General features: G+C 54.5%; 13 protein-coding genes and 1 tRNA gene. 10 read left to right on the top strand and 4 right to left on the bottom strand.

The genetic code is table 11. From position 1 onward, the window contains the following. Position 1 precedes the first annotated feature (1 nt). From GFN93_RS13960 to GFN93_RS13940, 5 genes are read left to right on the top strand one after another with little or no spacing between them, the layout of a single operon-like run. Complete coding sequence (locus GFN93_RS13960) at positions 2 to 1621, top strand: aldolase catalytic domain-containing protein (protein ID WP_328594681.1); 1620 nt, start codon at positions 2 to 4, stop codon at positions 1619 to 1621. Beyond that, positions 1618 to 2310: an acylneuraminate cytidylyltransferase family protein gene (locus tag GFN93_RS13955; protein ID WP_153501633.1), complete on the top strand. Its 693-nt coding sequence runs from the start codon at positions 1618 to 1620 to the stop codon at positions 2308 to 2310. The genes GFN93_RS13960 and GFN93_RS13955 overlap by 4 nt, the downstream gene beginning before the upstream one ends. Continuing rightward, positions 2307 to 2969: an HAD family hydrolase gene (locus tag GFN93_RS13950; RefSeq protein ID WP_153501632.1), complete on the top strand. Its 663-nt coding sequence runs from the start codon at positions 2307 to 2309 to the stop codon at positions 2967 to 2969. The genes GFN93_RS13955 and GFN93_RS13950 overlap by 4 nt, the downstream gene beginning before the upstream one ends. Further along, entirely contained in the window at positions 2966 to 3853 is an 888-nt protein-coding gene (locus GFN93_RS13945) for a hypothetical protein (RefSeq protein WP_153501631.1), read from the top strand. The genes GFN93_RS13950 and GFN93_RS13945 overlap by 4 nt, the downstream gene beginning before the upstream one ends. Beyond that, on the top strand, positions 3850 to 4755 hold the full coding sequence (locus tag GFN93_RS13940) for a glycosyltransferase family 2 protein (protein WP_153501630.1): 906 nt from the start codon (positions 3850 to 3852) through the stop codon (positions 4753 to 4755). Before GFN93_RS13945 ends, GFN93_RS13940 begins: the two co-directional genes overlap by 4 nt. On the opposite strand, the gene GFN93_RS17480 is transcribed toward GFN93_RS13940, so the two are convergent. From GFN93_RS17480 to GFN93_RS13925, 3 genes are all read right to left on the bottom strand, one after another. Beyond that, positions 4749 to 5810 carry a glycosyltransferase gene (locus GFN93_RS17480; RefSeq protein WP_153501629.1) on the bottom strand — a complete coding sequence of 354 codons (1062 nt, stop codon included), beginning with the start codon at positions 5808 to 5810 and terminating at the stop codon, positions 4749 to 4751. The two genes, GFN93_RS13940 and GFN93_RS17480, sit on opposite strands and share 7 nt — an antisense overlap. Before the next feature lie 517 nt (positions 5811 to 6327). Then, positions 6328 to 6403, bottom strand: a tRNA-Asn gene (locus tag GFN93_RS13930). 68 nt (positions 6404 to 6471) lie between these two features. Next, a complete protein-coding gene (locus GFN93_RS13925) occupies positions 6472 to 7662 on the bottom strand; it encodes a pyridoxal phosphate-dependent aminotransferase (RefSeq protein WP_153501628.1) in 1191 nt (396 codons plus the stop codon). A 400-nt stretch (positions 7663 to 8062) separates the two neighbouring features. Between GFN93_RS13925 and uvrB the strand changes: the two genes are divergently transcribed. Beyond that, on the top strand, positions 8063 to 10081 hold the full coding sequence (uvrB, locus tag GFN93_RS13920; protein ID WP_153501627.1) for an excinuclease ABC subunit UvrB: 2019 nt from the start codon (positions 8063 to 8065) through the stop codon (positions 10079 to 10081). 142 nt (positions 10082 to 10223) lie between these two features. Here the strand turns inward: uvrB and cysZ are convergent, their stop codons facing one another. Next, entirely contained in the window at positions 10224 to 11000 is a 777-nt protein-coding gene (gene cysZ, locus GFN93_RS13915; protein ID WP_328594679.1) for a sulfate transporter CysZ, read from the bottom strand. 551 nt (positions 11001 to 11551) lie between these two features. Here cysZ and smc point away from each other — a divergent pair. The 4 genes from smc to GFN93_RS13895 all read left to right on the top strand — a co-directional run bounded on the left by smc (position 11552) and on the right by GFN93_RS13895 (position 19202). Then, on the top strand, positions 11552 to 15049 hold the full coding sequence (gene smc, locus GFN93_RS13910) for a chromosome segregation protein SMC (protein WP_153501625.1): 3498 nt from the start codon (positions 11552 to 11554) through the stop codon (positions 15047 to 15049). Positions 15050 to 15121: 72 nt separating this feature from the next. Continuing rightward, on the top strand, positions 15122 to 16036 hold the full coding sequence (gene zipA, locus GFN93_RS13905) for a cell division protein ZipA (RefSeq protein WP_153501624.1): 915 nt from the start codon (positions 15122 to 15124) through the stop codon (positions 16034 to 16036). A gap of 251 nt (positions 16037 to 16287) precedes the next feature. Next, positions 16288 to 18621, top strand: a complete 2334-nt coding sequence (ligA, locus tag GFN93_RS13900; RefSeq protein ID WP_328594678.1) for an NAD-dependent DNA ligase LigA — start codon at positions 16288 to 16290, stop codon at positions 18619 to 18621. Continuing rightward, positions 18618 to 19202 carry a transglycosylase SLT domain-containing protein gene (locus GFN93_RS13895; RefSeq protein ID WP_153501623.1) on the top strand — a complete coding sequence of 195 codons (585 nt, stop codon included), beginning with the start codon at positions 18618 to 18620 and terminating at the stop codon, positions 19200 to 19202. The genes ligA and GFN93_RS13895 overlap by 4 nt, the downstream gene beginning before the upstream one ends. The last annotated feature ends 329 nt before the right edge of the window (positions 19203 to 19531 follow it).

Here is a 19531-nt window from a genome sequence, read left to right as displayed (position 1 = left end):
TGTGATTGATAACCAAGAAATACTGCTTGATTGTACTTTGAGAGACGGAGGGTACTACAACTCCTGGGACTTCCCAGTTGATGTTGTAATTACCTATGCGGAAGCAATGTGTGCAGCTGGTGTTGACTACGTGGAGCTTGGCCTTCGCTCCCTTTCAAATAACGGATACAAGGGCCCATTCGCATTTACAACAGATTCTTACCTTCGCTCCTTATCGTTACCTGAAGGGGTGAATTACGGAGTGATGGTGAATGCGGGTGAGATACTTAAAGGGGCAGGGCTTGAGGAAAGCTTGAAATTGCTTTTCCCGGAGAGCCAAGACTCCTCCCCTGTCAGCCTTGTACGGGTCGCCTGTCATATTCATGAGTTTGAGGCCGCATTACCTGCAGCGCAATGGTTAAAAGATAAAGGCTATACAGTCGGATTCAATCTGATGCAAATTGCTTCATGTTCTGATGATCGAATCAGGGAGCTAGGCAGTAAAGCGAAATCTTATCCTATTGATGTTCTTTATTTTGCGGACTCACTGGGCGGGATGGGGCCCGAGGACGTGGAGCGTGTTATCGCAGCTTTGAGGGTGGGCTGGAGCGGAGATTTGGGGATTCATACTCATGATAATATGCGCATGGCGCTTCAGAATACCCTGACCGCAAGTAAAAACGGTGTTGTATGGTTGGACTCTACTGTAACCGGTATGGGAAGAGGGCCTGGGAATGCCAGAACGGAAGAGTTACTCATAGAGAAAAGGTATGGGTTAGATCATGGCGTTGACATGATGCCCCTTTTGAGAATTATTGATAGTTTCTTTAAGCCCCTTCAAGAGCAATGCGGGTGGGGGAGCAACCCTTATTATTTTTTATCTGGAAAGTATGGGATTCACCCAACATATGTCCAGGAGATGCTGACTGATTCTCGCTATAGCGAAGAAGATATCATCGCAGTTTTGGACTATCTTAAGACCGCTGGTGGCGCTGGTTTCTCCAGCGATAAGCTGGAAGCAGCTCGACACTTTTACAGTGGCGTGCCATATGGAGCTTGGTCCCCAGAGTCCGTGCTGAAAGGTAGAGACCTACTCTTGCTAGGTACCGGCCCTGGCGTAGAAAAGCACAAAGTTGCGATTGAGCAATACATAAAAGTGAATAAACCAGTTGTCATAGCGCTGAATGCACAAAGTATCATCGCTAGTGAGCTGATTGATTTTAGAGCTGCTTGTCACCCTGCTCGTCTGCTAGCTGATATTGATTTACATGTAAACCTTCCTCAGCCATTGATTACTCCAGCATCAATGCTTCCTGGCAAGATCAAGAGCGCATTGTCTGGTAAGACTTTATACGATTTTGGTGTAGGTATTGAATCAAACACATTTGAGTTTGGCCGTAACTATTGCGTTCTCCCTTCCTCATTAGTTGTCGCATATGCTCTGGCCCTTGCTGCTAGTGGAAAGGCTGAGAGAGTATACATGGCCGGGTTCGATGGGTATTCCGGAGAAGATCCTCGCAACCAAGAAATGAATGCGCTTATTCGTCAGTATGAAAAGCAGGCTGGTTCAATCCAGCTTTATGCGGTCACGCCTACCCGTTACGATCTTGAGGCAAAAAGCATTTATGGAGCAGGTTTATGAATGATTCTGTAGTATGTTTTTTGCCATGTCGCAAGGGTAGCCAAAGGGTACCCAAAAAGAATATACGGCCTTTCTCAAATAGAGAGTATGGCTTGTTAAGTATCAAGATAGAGCAGATTCTCTCCGCAGAACATATAAAATCACTGGTCCTTTCTACAAATGACGAAGAGATCATCTCATATGCTCAATCGGTTGGTGATGACAGAATTGTCATCCATCGTCGCGCAGAGTTACTGTCCGGGAGCCAGACGAGTACGGACGAGCTGGTTCCTCATGTCGCTGATTTGATAAAGGATGAGCACATCCTCTGGACTCATGTGACCTCTCCGTTCGTTACGTCAAAAGTTTATGACGAAATGATTGTTTCATACTTTGAAGCGTTGCCTTTAGGTTTTGATTCATTAATGAGCGTCAATAAGTTGAAGGGATTTGTCTGGGATGATGATGGTCCTGTTAATTATGACCGATCTGTTGAGAAGTGGCCTAGGACCCAGACGCTCGCGCCATTAAATGAAATTAACAGTGCTGCATTTATTGCATCATCAGACATTTATATTGAATGCGGAGACCGAATTGGTCAAAAAACTTATCTTTATGAAACGCCAGGGTTTACTGGGTTTGATATCGATTGGGAGGAGGATTTTTTGATAGCGGAGTGTCTTTTGGAGAAAAAACTGGTTTCACTATGATTCAGAGAATTATAAATAACTCAGCCACAATCGTTTTCGACTGCGATGGTGTCGTTCTGGATTCTAATAAGGTGAAAACCCAGGCTTTCTATAATGCAGCCATCCCTTATGGGGAAGAGGCCGCCTATGCCCTCGTAGACTACCATGTTAAGCATGGTGGGGTTTCACGTTATCAGAAATTTCAATATTTCATTGATGAAATTGTTGGTGAGAAATTGGCCGGCTTTGGTTTTGAGGTCCTGCTTGACCGCTATGCTGAGTTTGTAATGCAGGGGCTTCATGAGTGCAAAATGGCTGATTCTCTAGTGGATCTCCGTGCTGCAACTCCAAATCAATCTTGGGTATTGGTGTCTGGTGGGGATCAGAGGGAGCTGAGGTCAGTTTTCAAAGCACGAGGAATAGAGCACCTTTTCGATGGTGGTATTTTCGGGAGTCCAGATAACAAAATCGATATTTTCACTCGTGAGATAGGTGGCAACATTAAGCTGCCGGCGGTCTATATTGGCGACAGCAAATATGATTATTATTCTTCGGCTGCCTTGGGATTGGATTTCATTTTTCTTGCTGGCTGGTCTGAGGTATATAATTGGGAGGCTTGGGTCGAGGCGGAGTCATTGTCCTGGTGCAATGATATATCTGAAATTTTGAGGTTGTTATGATTGAAAACTTTAAAAGGCAGGCCTCCTGCCTGAAGTTTTTCGCAAAGTTTTTTATCGTTGATTTGTGGGGTTTTATAAAGGCTCATCGTGCTGGTGCCCGCAGGATCGATCCAGCCATTTTTTCTGGTATTGCTAACAAAGCTGTTGTCCTCGGTAATGGGCCGAGCATAAAGAGTGATCGCGAAGAAATTAAATCTAGAGAGTCGGGCTGTGATTTTTGGTGCGTTAATAATTTTTGTGATGATCCACTATACGAAACCTTAAAGCCGAGGTTTTATCTGTTTTTTGATGAGTATTTCTTTAGCGATTCTGCTCATCATGATTTTGTTGAAAGAAGGAATAAGACGTTCGATAAAATCAATAGTGCGACAAGTTGGGGGCTGACAGTTATTGTTCCTTATCATGCGGATCTTGATATTATTCGTGCCCGAGTGACCAATCCTCTTATCTCATTCAAGAAAATTAATGTCAGGAACTATGAGGAAAAGGATTTTTCTGCGCTTGGAAATGTTCTTTTTTCATCCGGTTACTATAGCCCTCCACAGATTAATGTTCTGATTCTGGCCTGTTTTTTGTCAGTCTGGGCGGGGTATGAGGTAATTGAAATATTTGGCGCAGATATGAGCTTTCATAATGATGTTGATGTTGATCAGGTAACTAATGAGCTCGTAATTACTCATCGGCACTTTAATCTTCCTGATGAAAAGGAAGTGCTCCGGAAAAACCCTGAAAAAGTTGAGAAATGGCGAATGTCTGAGCTTTTGGATATTAGTGCGCGCACTTTTTATGCTCATCAGATGATAAATGAGTTTTCAAAACGGCGAAGTTGTTCTCTCATTAACCGCTCCTCTTATTCGCTGATTGATAGCTATTCCAGAAAATGACTAAAAAGAAATTCGAGCCTCTCGTTTCTATAATCGTTCCTCTGTATAACCACGAAGGTTATATACTTGATACTATTAACAGTATAATTGAGCAGACTTATAGAATGGTTGAGCTAATCATTATTGATGATGGTTCAACTGATTTTTCAGTAAATGCCGTGGAGTCAATCCGTGGTCTTTGCCAGGAAAGATTTTCTCGTTTTGAATTCCGTTCTCGTCCAAATAAAGGATTATGTGCGACGATTAATGAGGCTTTGGAGTGGTGCAAAGGAGAGTATGTTTCCATTATTGCGTCTGATGACTTGATGTGCCGAGACAAGACAGCACTGCAAGTAAATTTTCTTGAAGCCAATCCACAGAGTGCAGCTGTATTTTCGGGGGTTGAAATTATTCATGCTGATGGCAAGCATGAAGCTACAATGCCTACCCCGCGTCGTGTGTATGGGTTCGGCGACATTTTTTTGCATCGCCACTTCCTTCCTGCTGCCACTCAGATGGCAAGACTTAAGGCTCTCAAGGAAACGGGAGGATATCTCGATGGCATTATCCTTGAAGACTGGTACATGTTGCTCAAGCTTGCAGAGACAGGAAAAACGCTTGATTCGATTGAGGGTGTTGCCTGTCTGTATCGAAAGCACGGAACCAACATTTCTTCAAATATTACCAAGATGAATGAGGGAAGGGCGCAGGTTCTTGATTTGTACAGAAACCACCCACTATACCAGCGTGCATGCTCCAATGCATTTTTGGCAGCTTCGTCTGAGGCTGGACCTGATTCACTCCGAAGTGGTCTCAATTATTTGTGGAAGGCTTTCGTTACTTACCCTTTGGTTGTCCTTCAGCCGCGTTTTGTAAGGCAGGCTGTCAGATTGTTCTTTCCGGTTTTCTTTAAAGGCTATTGATCACTGGCTTGGTTTAAATATAGGTCAAGATAGTTCTGGGTTTTCTCCCGGATATCATACTTCTTGGCTTGTCTTCGTGCTTCCATGCTGAATCGAGAATAATCATTGATAATGGTGATTATTTTCTTTGAAATCTCCTCAGCGCTGTTTGGGGTTGTCAGCCCGTTAGTTGTGACTAGTTCAGGGCAGCCGCCCACTTCACTTAGCAGAACAGGGGTGCCGTTGGCGCATGCCTCTAGCGCTGACATAGGGAGACCTTCAGAGTCTGAAATTAGACAAAAGATGTGGTAACTGCCGAAGTCACTAAAGCCCTTGATTTCCCCAAGCCATTTTATTCGCTGATTATTTTCTGTGATTAGCAGGCTATTTTGTGGCCCATCCCCGACTATGGTTAGCTCTACCTCTACGCTGCTCAGGAGCTTTACCGCTTCAATGAGGAGGTCAGGTCTTTTGGGGCTTGCCAAACGACCTACAAAAAGTATTTTCCAGGGTGAGCGTGGAAGTGCCTGACTGATTTCCTTTTGTTCTGGAAAAATGGCATTCGTAATCAGTGTGCATTTTTCTGGAGCAATTCTGATTCTGTTCATGGCCCGCTCCAAATCAGATTCGGAGACGCACAAGACTTTGTGTGTCATTCGAGCTAGAAGGCGTTCTAACGAGGTGTAGACGGTTTCCAGCTTCCCCCCATTGTAGATGGACGACCAACCATGAGACACATAGACCACATATAGCCTGGGTAGGATTATTCTGACTAATCGGGCATAGATACCGGCGTTTGCGGAGCTTGCAACCAGGCTTGATACATTATTTTGCTTGAGTATACGAGAGAGGCGCCAGAGGCCTCCGGGGGTTGGTGGTCGACGTAGTAATGCTGGTTCGATGAAGACTTGAGCTTTCTGGATGGATTCACTCAGCCAACCTCGTTCACCTGTAATCACGATGCATTTTACATGCTGTTCAAGCAGCTTGATTTGATCCAGGACCCATCGCTGGGCTCCGCCCACTTCGCTTTTAGTGATAATGAAGGCAATACAGGGGGTAGGACTGCTTGGCATGCGGCACTCTGTACTCAATTATTTTGGATGGAATCTGAAACAAACTAACTTCAGGGTTGTGGTGGGGTGTTAAGTACGCCTTGCACTGATGAGCGCTGTTTGGCAGCTACATGATAAGGGATAACGTGCGGAGTTTCAGGTTGCGCTACTCCCCAGCCTGACTGAGCCTGTAGTGTCGTATCAGCTATTGATCGCTGTTATAAGAGAGCGGGGCTTGAGAATGGCTATGGAAACTTCTGTCTCAGTGAGAGGATTTGGCCTATCTGCATGGCTTAGCCGACAGGGTTGGTAATTTAGCACAACCCAGGGATGGGTTGTCGACCTCAGGGCGGCCAGTCATTGGGCAAAGAAAAAGGCCAGTACCTTTCGATACTGGCCTTTCCTGTTTGGCTCCGCCTGCTGGGCTCGAACTAGGTGAATTCAATTGAATTCACCAATGATTAACAGTCGACCGCAGGGCGAGCAATCATTGGACAAAGAAAAAGGCCGGTATCTTTCGATACCGGCCTTTTCTATTTGGCTCCGCCTGCTGGGCTCGAACCAGCGACCCAATGATTAACAGTCATTTGCTCTACCAACTGAGCTAAGGCGGAATGTCTTGAGGCGCGTATATTAGTGATGCCCCCCGGGGTCGTCAACACCCCGGGAGATCGTTTGCTGATTATTTAGCCAGAGCCTGCTCAATTCGGCGAATTGCTTCCTTGAGAGTGTCCATGCCAACGGCAAAAGACAGGCGCATGCAGCCCGGCGCGCCGAAGGCGGAGCCCGGTACCAGCGCCACTTCGGCGGTTTCCAGCAGCAGCGCGGCCAGGTCGGTATCAGATTCGACGCCGTCCATGTTGGCAATGGCTTCGGAGAAGTCCGGGAAGGCATAGAAGGTGCCGTCACCCTGGGCGCATTTCACGCCTGGCAAGGCATCCAGCGCCGCGGTCAGGTAGTCGTGACGCTCCTTGAAGTGCTTGACCATCTCGTCCACACAGCCCTGATCGCCGTTGAGGGCGGCTTCAGCCGCCGCTTGGCTGATGGAGGCCGGGTTGGAGGTGGACTGGGATTGCACCTTCTTCATGGCGCCGATCAGCTTTTGCGGGCCTGCAGCGTAACCAATCCGCCAGCCCGTCATGGAGTAGGCCTTGGAGACGCCATTCATGACCACGGTGCGGTCGTACAGCTCCGGGGTGGCGTTGAGGATGTTCACGAACGGCTTGCCGGTCCACAGAATGTGCTCGTACATGTCGTCGGTGGCGACGATGATGTTCGGGTGCTTCTTCAGTACCTCGCCGATGGCGGCCAGTTCTTCGACGGAGTAGGCCATGCCGGAGGGGTTGGACGGGCTGTTGATCACGAACAGACGGGTTTTTGGCGTGATCGCGGCTTCCAGCTGCTCAGCCGTGATCTTGAAGCGGCTGTTCACGTCGGTTTCGATGATCACGGGGACACCGCCAGCGACCAGTACCATGTCCGGATAGCTTACCCAGTAGGGGGCCGGAATGATGGCTTCGTCACCGTCGTTCAGCAGGGCCAGCGCCATGTTGAAGAAGGACTGCTTGCCACCGCTGGATACCAGGATCTGGTTCGCTTCGTAGTCCAGGCCGTTATCGCGCTTGTACTTGTCGATAATGGCTTTTTTCAGACCAGGAGTGCCGTCGACCGGGGTGTACTTGGTCTTCCCAGCGTTGATTGCTTCGATGGCGGCTTGCTTGATGTGTTCCGGGGTATCGAAATCCGGCTCACCTGCGCCCAGCCCAATAATGTCTTTGCCCTGCGCGCGAAGTTCACCGGCTTTGGCGGTGATGGCCAGGGTAGGAGACGGTTTGATGCGTTGTACGCGGTCGGAAAGGCTGATATCGGACATGCACTCCTCGTTCGTCTTAAAGAGTCGTATGGCTGCGCTTTTGGCGCAGAAAGGGGCCGGCATTTTACCGGATCTATACCCCAATGTCCCGTATTTCCTGTGGAGGCGGAGGGCGCCCGCTCTTTCGCAGGAGAGCCAACAGGTTGGCCGAAAGGGGCATGCTGGAAGGGGATTGGCCTTGGCCTATCTGGCAGCAGGGCGGCCAGCAGCGCCGATTTCCTCGCTGACGCTCGGTTCGCTCAACAAGTTGAGTCTCCTACAGGGGGCTTCGGCGAAGGGCTTTTCCGGTATTCATGGGGGCACCACTTATTCACGTGCGCTCTGCTACACTACGTGCCGATTTTGAATCGTTCGATTTTGCTGCCTGCCCGACAGGGTCGGCGGATATCAGGGTGTGTCCATGTCTGAAAGCCTGTTCAAGCTCCATTCCGATTACCAGCCTGCTGGTGACCAGCCTACGGCCATTGCCCAGCTGATCGAGGGGATCAACGATGGCCTTGGTCATCAGACCCTGTTGGGTGTAACCGGGTCGGGCAAGACCTTCACCATGGCCAATGTGATCCAGCAGACCGGGCGGCCCACCATCATCATGGCACCCAACAAGACGCTGGCGGCCCAGCTTTACGGCGAGTTCAAGGAGTTCTTCCCGGAAAATGCGGTGGAGTATTTCGTCTCCTACTACGATTACTACCAGCCTGAAGCCTACGTACCCAGCTCGGACACCTTTATCGAGAAAGATGCCTCGGTGAACGAGCAGATTGAGCAGATGCGATTATCAGCCACCAAGGCGATTCTGGAGCGGCCGGATACCATCATCGTGGCCACGGTGTCGGCGATCTACGGTCTCGGAGATCCGGCCAGCTACCATGCCATGGTGCTGCACCTGGTGCGGGGCGACAGTATCGACCAACGGGATTTGCTGCGCCGTCTGGCAGAGCTTCAGTACACCCGCAACGAAATGGACTTCCGCCGTGCCACCTACCGGGTGCGCGGGGATGTGATCGATATTTTCCCGGCTGAAGAAGAGAAAGAAGCGGTTCGCATTGAGTTGTTCGATGACGAAGTGGAATCCATCAGCATTTTCGATCCGCTTACCGGTGAGGTGATCAAGCGGGTGAGCCGCATCACTGTCTACCCCAAGAGTCACTATGTGACGCCCCGTGAGGTGGTGTTGAAAGCCATCGACATGATCAAGGAAGAGCTGGACGAGCGCCTCAAGGAATTGAAGGAGCAGAACAAGCTGGTGGAAGCCCAGCGGCTGGAGCAGCGTACCCGTTTCGATATCGAGATGCTGCAGGAGCTGGGTTACTGCAACGGGGTGGAGAACTATTCCCGGCTGTTTTCCGGCCGCGCGCCTGGTGAAGCACCGCCGACCCTGTTCGATTATCTCCCCGAGAATGCGCTGCTGATTGCGGATGAGTCACACGTGACCATTCCCCAGCTGGGCGCCATGTACAAGGGGGACCGCTCGCGCAAGGAAACCCTGGTGAACTTTGGTTTCCGGTTGCCTTCAGCCATGGATAACCGGCCGCTCAAGTTTGAAGAGTGGGAGCGCCTGGCACCGCAGATGGTGTTCGTGTCGGCCACGCCCGGCCCCTACGAAGAGAAATATGCTGGCCAGGTGGTGGAGCAGGTGGTGCGTCCTACCGGGCTGGTGGATCCGCAAATCGAGATTCGTCCGGCCTCCACCCAGGTGGATGACTTGCTGGGTGAGGCGAAGGAGGCCATCGAGAAGGGCGAGCGGGTGCTGGTGACCACGCTGACCAAGCGCATGGCCGAGGATCTGACTGAATATCTGGGCGAGCACGGTATTGCGGTGCGCTACCTGCACTCGGACATCGATACCGTGGAGCGGGTGGAGATCATTCGAGATCTGCGGCTGGGCAAGTTCGATGTGCTGGTGGGTATCAACCTGTTGCGTGAAGGCCTGGATATGCCGGAAGTGGCGGTGGTGGCAATCCTGGATGCGGACAAGGAAGGTTTCCTGCGTTCAGACCGTTCCTTGATCCAGACCATCGGCCGGGCGGCCCGGAACGTGAATGGTCGGGCGATTCTCTATGCCGACAAGATGACCGGCTCCATGGAGCGGGCCATCGGCGAGACGGACCGGCGCCGTGAGAAACAGGAGGCCTTTAACAGGGAGCACGGCATTACCCCGCAGGCCCTCAACAAGAAAGTCCGCGACATCATGGACGACAGTGGCGGCAGCCAGTTCGACCGCAAGGCAGGCAAGGGCAGGCACAAGAAAGTGGCGGAAGAAGCGTCACCCTACGAATCCATGTCCCCGGCCCAGCTGGCCAAGGAAATCGAAAAGCTGGAAGCGAAGATGATGGAGCATGCCAAGAACCTGGAGTTCGAGGAAGCTGCGGCGACGCGGGACAAGATTCATCAGCTGCGTGAATTGGGCTTTATGCGGTAGGTAGAGAGCAATTAATAGTTAATAATGAATAATTAATAACGTCGCGAGACAGGTTTTTCCTGTTCTGAAACGCATGAGGCCGCGCCCAGAGTTTGAGCGCGGCCTCATTGCTTTAAGATCAAGCCAAACGCTGCTCGCGCAGCTATTCATTATTAACTATTAATTCAGCGCTGAGCTGTTCCACCCAGATCAGCGTTCCCGCGATCACCGCCACTGGCATGATGAACAGGTTCACCAGCGGGATCATGGTCAGGGCCATGACGATGGCCCCGAAGGTGAGGACCAGCCAGCGTTTTTTCTGCAGCCGCTGCAGCATGACTTCGAAGGGCACCTGGCGGTTATCGGCGCCAAAGTCGATATATTGCATGCCCAGCAGCCAGCCGGACCACAGGAACCAGATGGCGGAAGCGAACACGTTGATTACTGGAATAAAGTAGATCACCCCTACCACAAGTAGCACCAGCAGGGCTCGCCACAGCCAGTACCAAGTCTTGCGCAGTTCGCGCTTGAAGGTGCGCACGATCATGGCCGGGATGGATTCTTCTGGCATGGGGTGGCCGGTCACCTGAAAGTCCACTTTCTCGGCCAGGAAACCCATGAAGGGGGCGGCAATCAGTTGGACGCCGATGGAGAAGATGCTGGCGAACAGGGCCAGCAGCAGAATCCAGACCAGGATGATGGCCGCGTCGAGCACGAACTCCAGGGCGCCGTTGAGGAAGCTCCAGAAGCCTGAGAAGGCCCAGTCCGCCGTGGACGCGGCGATCCAGCCACTGATCCAGCTGCCGCTGGTCCAGTAAAGCCCCCCGAAGACCACGATATTGAAAATCAGCGGGATGACCACATAGGGCCGCAGTTCCTTACTGCGGGCCAGAGTCAGGCTGCGTTTCAGGTAGTCGATGGCATCGGCGATCTGGGACACGGGCAATCCTTGTTAAAAAAACGCTGCACGCAACAACGCGGTTGAAGGGTTGTGCCGAATGGTACCTGTGAAGCTCCGCGCTGCACAGGGTGGGGGAAAAGCTGCAAGCTACAAGCCTCAAGCTGTAAGGAAAAGCGCAAGACAGGGGAGGAGCGCTGTGGGAGGGCCAACTTGTTGGCCGAATCAGGCATCAGAAGCGAGAGACGAGTTTCGAAAAGCAGCCATCAGACCGCGACGGGTTGTGGCCTCTCGTAACTCGCTTCTCGGCACTCGAAACTCCGGGGTTCGGCCAACAAGTGGCTCTCCTACAGAGAGAGGGGCGCCCTGAAATCGTCAAATCCGGTAAAACCATCACGGGTTTTTGGCATGTTGCGTGCTGCGTGAAGCCTGTAGCGGCCCTAATCGGTATTGTGCCTGATGAATTCGACTGCGGTTGTCGCTAGACTTACTCCTTTTAATGCCCGCGGTGCGTGATCATCGTTTCGGGGGGCGGCGAAAGTCGTTGATTTCGCCCAATTTTTGGCCTGCTGGCCCGAGTTTAAGCAAACACTATGCGACTGAAATCCATAAAACTGGCCGGGTTCAAATCCTTTGTGGACCCTACCACCACCAATTTCCCGGAGAACCTCACCGCGGTAGTGGGGCCCAACGGGTGTGGGAAGTCCAACATCATTGATGCGGTGCGTTGGGTAATGGGCGAATCCTCCGCCAAGCACCTGCGTGGTGAGTCCATGGCGGACGTGATCTTCAATGGCTCCAATGCCCGCAAACCGGTGGCTCAGGCCTCCATCGAGCTGATCTTCGATAACTCCGATGCCACCCTGGCGGGTGAGTACGGCAAGTTCAACGAGATTTCCGTCAAGCGCCTGGTTACCCGGGACGGCCAGTCCAACTACTTCCTGAACGGTACCAAGTGTCGCCGCAAGGACATCTCCGACATCTTTCTTGGCACCGGCCTTGGCCCGCGCAGCTACGCGATTATCGAGCAGGGCATGATTTCCCGCCTGATCGAGGCCAAGCCCGAAGAGTTGCGGGTTTATATTGAGGAAGCGGCGGGGATCTCCAAGTACAAGGCGCGTCGTCGCGAGACGGAGAACCGTATTCGCCGCACCCGCGAAAACCTGGAGCGACTGACCGATATTCGTGACGAACTGGGCCGCCAGCTCGAGCGTTTGAGCCGCCAGGCCAGTGCCGCCGAAAAGTACAAGCAGCTGAAGGAAGAGGAGCGCCTGAAAGGGGCGCAGCTCAAGGCCCTGCGCTGGAAGGGGCTGGATAACCAGGTGAAGCAGCTGGATCACGTGATCGGCGAACTGGATGTCTCCATGGAAGCGAAGGTGGCCGAGCAGCGCCATGTGGATGCCGAGGTGGAGCGCCTGCGCGAGAAGCACCATGAGGTGCAGGAGCGCTTCAACGAGGTGCAACAGCATTTCTATGCCCTTGGGGCAGAGGTGGCGCGTCTGGAGCAGAACATCCAGAACCAGCGCGAGCGCAAGCAGCAGCTTTACGAGGAGCTGGATCAGATCAACGCCAGCTTCCGCGAATCTGACGAGCATTTGAAGATGGACACCGAGAAGGTGGCCGAGCTGGATGCGATTCTGGCCGAGCGTGAGCCGGAACTGGAGATGATCAGCGAACAGCAGGAAGCCTCCAATGAGGCGCTGGCGCTGGCGGAAGAGACCATGCAGGCGTGGCAGCAGGAATGGGAAGAGTTTAACGGCCGGTCCGGTGAGTCTCGCCGGCAGGCTGAAGTAGAGCAATCCCGTATCCAGCACCTGGAGAAATCCCAGGAGCGACTGAATGATCGTATCGAGCGTCTCAAGAAAGAGCAGGAATCGTTGGATGCGGGTCCGCTGGCCCAGGAAATGCGTCAGCTGGAAGAGCAGGTGGAGCAGTTCCAGGCCCAGCGCGAGGAAAGCGAGCTGCGCAGCGAATCCCTGCAGGAAGAAATCAACCAGATGCGCCGCGAGAACGGCGATCGTGGCCGTCAGCTGGAAGACGCCCGCGAGAAGCTGCAGGCCCTGAAGGGCCGCCGGACTTCACTGGAAGCCCTGCAGAAGGCGGCCATGGGAGACGATGGCGCGGTTAGTGACTGGCTGAATCGTCATGAGCTGGATGATGAGCCCCGTCTGGCTGATCAGGTACAGGTGGCAGAAGGCTGGGAAAAGGCGCTGGAAGCGGTGCTGGGCGATGCCCTGCAGGCCGTCGCCATCAGTGGCCTGGATCAGGTCAGCGACTGGCTGGGCGATCTGGATCACGGGCGTTTGGCGCTGATTGGTCCTGCCTCCGTAAAGGGTGAGGGCAGTCTCGCTACATTGTTGCGCGACAAGGTAGAAGGGCAGGTGCCGGAGGGGCTGCTGGCAGGGGTTTATGTGGCAGACAATCTGGATGCGGCACTGACCCTGCGTGGCCAGCTGGCGGCTCATGAGTCTGTGGTGACCCGCGACGGCATCTGGCTGGGGCCGGACTGGCTGAAGGTGGCCAAGGAAGAAGATCAGGAGGCCGGTATTCTCGAGCGCCGCCGTGAGCTCGAAGGCCTGGTGGATGAGATTGAGACCCTGCAGGTCACCGTGGATGAGCTCAAGGAGCAACTGGAAAGCACCCGCGAGCAGATCGGTGAGCTGGAGGAAGAGCGCGAGGACGTGCAACGTCAGGCGGCCCGACTGAATCGGGATCTCGGTGAGATCAATGCCCAGGTCAGTGCCCGTCAGGTGCGCCTTGAGCAGATCACCATGCGCCGTGAGCGTCTGGGTCGGGAAATGCAGGAGACTCAGGAGCAGCTCGAGCAAGAACAGGAACAGATGAAAGAAGCCCGTGCGGTGCTGGCGGAAGCGCTGGACCTCATGGAAGCTGACAGCGGCCAGCGTGAGGCGCTGTTGTCTCGCCGTGACGAGCTGCGTCTGCGGCTGGATGAGTCTCGCCAGAAGGCTCGTCACGATCGTGACCATTCACACCAGATCGCCATGGAAGTGCAGGGTGCAAAGACCCAGGCGGACTCACTGCGCCAGAACCTGTCTCGTCTGGAAGCCCAGGTGCAGGCCATGGCTGAGCGCAAGGCGCTGCTGGAAGAGCAGACCCGCGAAGGCGACGAGCCCGGTGCAGAGCTGCAAATGCAGTTGGAAGAGAAACTGGAAGTGCGTCTGGAAGCGGAGCACAAGCTCATTGAGGCTCGCCGGGAACTGGAAACGGTGGACCACGAGATGCGTAATCTTGAAGGACAGCGTGGCCAGTTTGAGCGTCAGGCCCAGGAAATTCGCAGCACCATGGATCAGAAGCGGATGCACTGGCAGGACCTGAGCACCCGTCGCCAGACGGTGGCAGAACAACTGTCCGAGCAGAATTTCGATCTCAAGACGGTGCTGGATAACCTCCCAGAGGAGGCCAACGAGCAGGAGTGGGGTCAGGAAATGGACCTGATCGGCCAGCGGATTTCCCGCCTTGGCCAGATCAACCTGGCTGCCATCGATGAATACGAGCAGCAGTCGGAACGCAAGACCTATCTGGATAGTCAGAACGAGGATCTGGAAGACGCCCTGAAAACGCTGGAAAACGCGATCCGCAAGATCGACCGCGAAACCCGCGCGCGCTTCAAGGAATACTTCGACCGCATCAACCGTGGTTTGCAGGAACTGTTCCCGAAAGTGTTTGGTGGTGGGCACGCTTACCTGGAACTGACCGGGGAGGATCTGCTGGATACCGGGGTGGCGATCATGGCGCGGCCACCGGGTAAACGAAACAGCACCATCCATTTGCTGTCAGGTGGTGAAAAGGCGCTGACGGCGCTGTCGCTGGTGTTCAGTATCTTCCAGCTCAATCCGGCGCCGTTCTGTCTGCTGGATGAGGTGGACGCACCGCTGGATGACGCCAACGTGGGGCGCTTCTGTAACCTGGTATCGGAAATGTCTGCAAAAGTGCAGTTCATCTACATCACACATAACAAGATTGCGATGGAGATGGCTGCTACCCTGATGGGGGTCACCATGCACGAGCCGGGCGTGTCCCGTCTGGTCGCCGTGGATGTGGAAGAGGCTGCCGAAATGGCAGCCATGTAATACGATTTAAAGCGGAAATAATGGGGGGCTGCCGTTGTGCGGCCTGTCAGCGCAAGCAAGGAAGAAGAGGCAATGGGCCTGAACCTGGAAACACTGATTGGCATTCTGGTCATCCTGATTCTGCTGATTCTGGCAGATGGATTGCGGCGGATGTTCCGCGAGAGACAGGGGCGGTTGCGCATGCGTATCGATCCCCGCTTCCGTGATGCCCCGGACGAAGAGGAACCGGAAGCCTACAACCCGGAAGTGATCGGTTCCGCCCGGGTGGTTCGACGTGGCGACATACCGGTGTACCAGAAAGCGCCAGAGGCTGCCGAGCCGGATGTATTGCCGCCCACCATGATGGAGCCGGATGAAGCGGTGAGCGAGGCCCGTGCGGTTGAGCAGCAGAGCCTGTTTGCCGGTGACGAGCCCGAGGACGTGCCTGAAGCCGAGCCGCAGGTTCGAGTAGAAGCAGAGCCTGTGCCAGAGCCTGAACCCGTGCCTGAGCCGGCTCCTCGTGTTGAACAGCAACCTGCCGTTCGCCAGACTGAGCGCCCCCGTGAGCCTCAGCCGGTGCTGGAAGTGATTGTGGTACACCTGATCGCGCGACGTGGCGAGCCGTTCGCCGGTGGCGAGCTGCTGCGCATGTTGCTGGAATCCGGTCTTCGCTATGGCCAGATGAACATTTTCCACCGTCATGTGAAGGTGGATGGCAAGGACCAGCTGCAATTCTCCATGGCTAATGCTGTGGAACCCGGCACCTTCGATCTGGATACCATGGAAGACAAGACCTTTGCGGGTGTCACCTTCTTCATGAAGTTGCCGGGGCCAAGCGATGCCATTGGTTCCCTCGACAAGATGCTGTCCATTTGCAAGCGTCTTGCCAGCGAGCTGAATGGCGAACTGAAAGATGAGCAGCACAGCGTGCTGACCCCGCAGATGATGGAGCACCTGCGCCAGCGGGTTCAGGAATTCGAGCGCCGGCAGCGGGTGCCGAGCGCGTAACAAGCCGCAGCATGCATCACGCGGCACGCACCACGCGTAAACCCACGCGCGGGCCGATGTTTTTGTAGGAGCCCATGCTTGCATGGCGATCAAGGTGCGAGTAACGAGTTTCGAAAGGCAAAAAACCAAGCCGACGCCCGCTTTGGTTTTAAGGTTTTCGCAACTCGAAACTCGTACCTCGCAAATGCCTTAGATCGGCCTTTGTCTTTCGCTGTTAACTATTCACTATTAACTGTTCACCGCCCCCAAACGTGACCAATAACAACGACCTCTCCCAGAAAGCCCAATCCCTTCGCGACCAGCTCAATGACTGGTCCTACCGCTACTATGTGCTTGATGATCCTGCGGTTCCTGATGCGGAGTATGACCGCCTTTATCGGGAGCTGAAGGCATTGGAGGAAGCGAACCCCGAGCTGGTGACGGCGGATTCGCCGACGCAGCGGGTGGGGGATGTGCCACTGGATGCGTTTGATCAGGTGCAGCATGAAGTACCCATGCTCAGCCTCGACAATGTGTTCGAGGATGACGAGCTGCGTGCCTTTGACAAGCGTATTCATGAGCGTCTGGATGTGGCGGGCGATATCGCCTATGTGGCGGAGCCGAAGCTGGATGGGCTGGCGATTTCCCTGCTGTATGAAAACGGTGAGCTGGTGCGTGCCGCCACCCGTGGCGATGGGCAGACCGGCGAGAATATCACCACCAATGCGCGCACTATCCGCTCGGTTCCGCTGATGTTGCGTGGTGACACGATTCCTGCCCGTCTTGAAGTGCGTGGCGAAGTGGTCATGCCCCATGCCGGGTTTGCCAAGCTGAATGAGCGCCAGGAAGCGGCGGGACAGAAGGTATTCGCCAACCCGCGCAATGCCGCGGCAGGCAGCCTGCGTCAGCTGGATTCCCGGATTACAGCTGAGCGCCCATTAGAGTTTTATGCCTATTCCATGGCACAGCTGGAAGGCGTTGAAGAACCGGAGACGCACTCTGGCATGTTGGAAATGCTGCGTCAGTGGGGCCTGCGGGTGAACCCGGAGGTGCGTGTCTGCAGCGGCGTGGATGAGTTGTTGGTCTTCTACCACGGCATCCTCGACAAGCGAGACAAGCTGGACTATGACATTGACGGAGTGGTCTACAAGGTAGACAGCTTCGACTGGCAGCGTGATCTCGGCTTTGTCAGCCGTGCGCCACGCTGGGCTACGGCTCACAAGTTCCCGGCCCAGGAAGAACTCACTGTCCTCAACGGGGTGGACTGGCAGGTGGGTCGTACCGGTGCGCTGACCCCGGTGGCGCGGCTGGAGCCGGTCTCCGTGGGCGGGGTGACGGTCAGCAACGCAACCCTGCACAACATTGATGAGATCCAGCGTCTGGACATCCGCGTCGGCGATACTGTGGTGGTGTACCGCGCCGGGGATGTGATTCCCAAGGTAGTGCGAACCATCCCGGAGCGTCGCCCTGCGGATGCCGAGACCATTTCCCTGCCGGCCAATTGCCCGGTGTGTGGCAGCGATATATTGCGCGGCGACGGCGAGGTGGTGGCGCGGTGTACCGGCGGCCTGATCTGTGGTGCCCAGCAACGAGAAGCGATCAAGCACTTTGCGTCCCGTCGGGCCATGGATATTGATGGTCTCGGTGACAAGCTGGTGGATGCTTTGGTGGACCAGGAGCTGATTGCCACCATCGCTGACCTGTACCGCCTGAAAGCCGAACAGGTGGCTGGCCTGGAGCGGATGGGCGAGAAATCGGCGGATAACCTGATTGCGGCGCTGGAAGACTCAAAAAAAGTGAGCCTTGGCCGTTTCCTGTTCGCCCTCGGTATCCTGCAGATCGGAGAGGAAACAGCCAAGAATCTGGCGGACTGTTTCGGGGATCTGGACACCATTCGTCGTGCGCCTCCGATCCTGTTGCTGGCAGTGCCAGATGTGGGCATGGAAGTGGCCAAGGCTATCGGTGCCTTCTTTGCCGAGGCGGATAACGAGGCGGTGATTGATGGCCTGCTGGCGGAACGCGTGTCGCCCCAGTCGGATGGCCAGCCGTCTGCAGGCTTCGTCAGTACCCTGACGCTGGCGCATATGCTGAAGTCCGCCAAGCGACTGGGCATGAATCTGGAGGGGATTGGCGACAAGTCCCTGGAGACGCTGGCCAGCCATTACAAGACCGTAGCGGAGCTGGTTGCTGGTGCCGCAGAAGGTGCCGGTGCTGAGCCGAAAGGGGTGCGGTCCGGAGTGATGCTGCAGCTTCGCAAGGCGCTGGCTGAGGATAACTGGCAGGCTCGGTTGGAACAGGCAGAAGCCATGGCCGCTGAGCTTCAGGCTCGGGCACCGGAGCAGGCGGAGAGCAAGCCTCTGGAAGGACAGACCTGGGTGCTGACCGGCACGCTGGAGCAATTCACCCGTGATCAGGCCAAAAAGGGCCTGCAGCAGTTGGGTGCGAAGGTGGCCGGCTCGGTATCAAAGAACACCTCCATGGTCGCTGCGGGAGCCTCAGCAGGTTCGAAACTGGCCAAAGCGGAAGCGCTGGGGGTTGAGGTCTGTGACGAGGCCGCGCTACTGTCGTTATTTAACGAGCACGGTATCGATCCGGGAGCATTATGAAAATCAGGCTGGTCCTCTTGCTGATGGCAGGGATACTGAGCGGCTGTGCCAGTACGCCCACCAACACCGACAATGTCTGTTCGGTGTTTGATCAGCGGGGCGGCTGGTTCAACAACTGGTACAAGTACGCCAAGAACACGGAAAAGGAATATGGTGTGCCGGTCCCGGTGCTGATGGCGACCATCTACAAGGAATCCGGCTTCAACGCCAAGGCCAAGCCACCGCGTACCAAGTTGCTTGGATTTATTCCCTGGAAGCGCCCGTCATCCGCCTATGGTTACCCTCAAGCGCTGGATTCCACCTGGGATGGGTATAAAAAAGCGACTGGCCGACGCGGCGCGGATCGTGATGATTTCAAGGATGCGGTGCAATTTGTGGGCTGGTATCACTACCAGAGCTACAAGAAGAACGGTGTTCCCCGTAACGATACGTACAACCTCTATCTCAATTACTACGCCGGTCACGGTGGCTATGCCCGTGGCACCTGGAAGAATAACCAGTGGATGAAAGGCGCGGCTCAGCGCACGGCGCAGATGGCCAACCAGTATCAGCAGCAGATGCGCGGATGCGGCAGGGGCTAGCGGTTAGCTACGAGCTATGCTCGGATCGCCATGCTTGCATGGCGATCAGACCACGGCGAAGAAGGAGGTGCAGGAGTCGCGAGAAGCGAGTTTCGAACCCCTAAAACCCTTTTAACTCGCACTGTTTTTCCTTTCGCAACTCGAAACTCGTGACTCGCTTCTGGGGCCCTGACTTTGCCATGATCAGAACCTCTCCCTTCGGTCGCCTCGCTTCGCTCGGATCGTCATGCAAGCATGGACTCCTACAAGGGAGAGGGCTGGATGTTTGCGGGGGGTGGAGATTGCGTGAGAGGATTTTGCCAAACAAACCGGTGAATCGTGGCGCTAAA

The sequence above is a fragment of the Alcanivorax sediminis genome, from assembly GCF_009601165.1.
Taxonomy (GTDB): domain Bacteria; phylum Pseudomonadota; class Gammaproteobacteria; order Pseudomonadales; family Alcanivoracaceae; genus Alcanivorax; species Alcanivorax sediminis.
This window is presented reverse-complemented; position numbering and strand designations above follow the sequence as displayed.

Bases quoted from the DNA above. Each gene is read 5' to 3' on its own strand.
- GFN93_RS13955 (WP_153501633.1), top strand. From the start codon at position 1,618: ATGAATGATTCTGTAGTATGTTTTTTGCCATGTCGCAAGGGTAGCCAA.
- GFN93_RS13950 (WP_153501632.1), top strand. From the start codon at position 2,307: ATGATTCAGAGAATTATAAATAACTCAGCCACAATCGTTTTCGACTGC.
- GFN93_RS13945 (WP_153501631.1), top strand. From the start codon at position 2,966: ATGATTGAAAACTTTAAAAGGCAGGCCTCCTGCCTGAAGTTTTTCGCA.
- GFN93_RS13940 (WP_153501630.1), top strand. From the start codon at position 3,850: ATGACTAAAAAGAAATTCGAGCCTCTCGTTTCTATAATCGTTCCTCTG.
- GFN93_RS17480 (WP_153501629.1), bottom strand. From the start codon at position 5,810: ATGCCAAGCAGTCCTACCCCCTGTATTGCCTTCATTATCACTAAAAGC.
- GFN93_RS13925 (WP_153501628.1), bottom strand. From the start codon at position 7,662: ATGTCCGATATCAGCCTTTCCGACCGCGTACAACGCATCAAACCGTCT.
- uvrB (WP_153501627.1), top strand. From the start codon at position 8,063: ATGTCTGAAAGCCTGTTCAAGCTCCATTCCGATTACCAGCCTGCTGGT.
- smc (WP_153501625.1), top strand. From the start codon at position 11,552: ATGCGACTGAAATCCATAAAACTGGCCGGGTTCAAATCCTTTGTGGAC.
- zipA (WP_153501624.1), top strand. From the start codon at position 15,122: ATGGGCCTGAACCTGGAAACACTGATTGGCATTCTGGTCATCCTGATT.
- GFN93_RS13895 (WP_153501623.1), top strand. From the start codon at position 18,618: ATGAAAATCAGGCTGGTCCTCTTGCTGATGGCAGGGATACTGAGCGGC.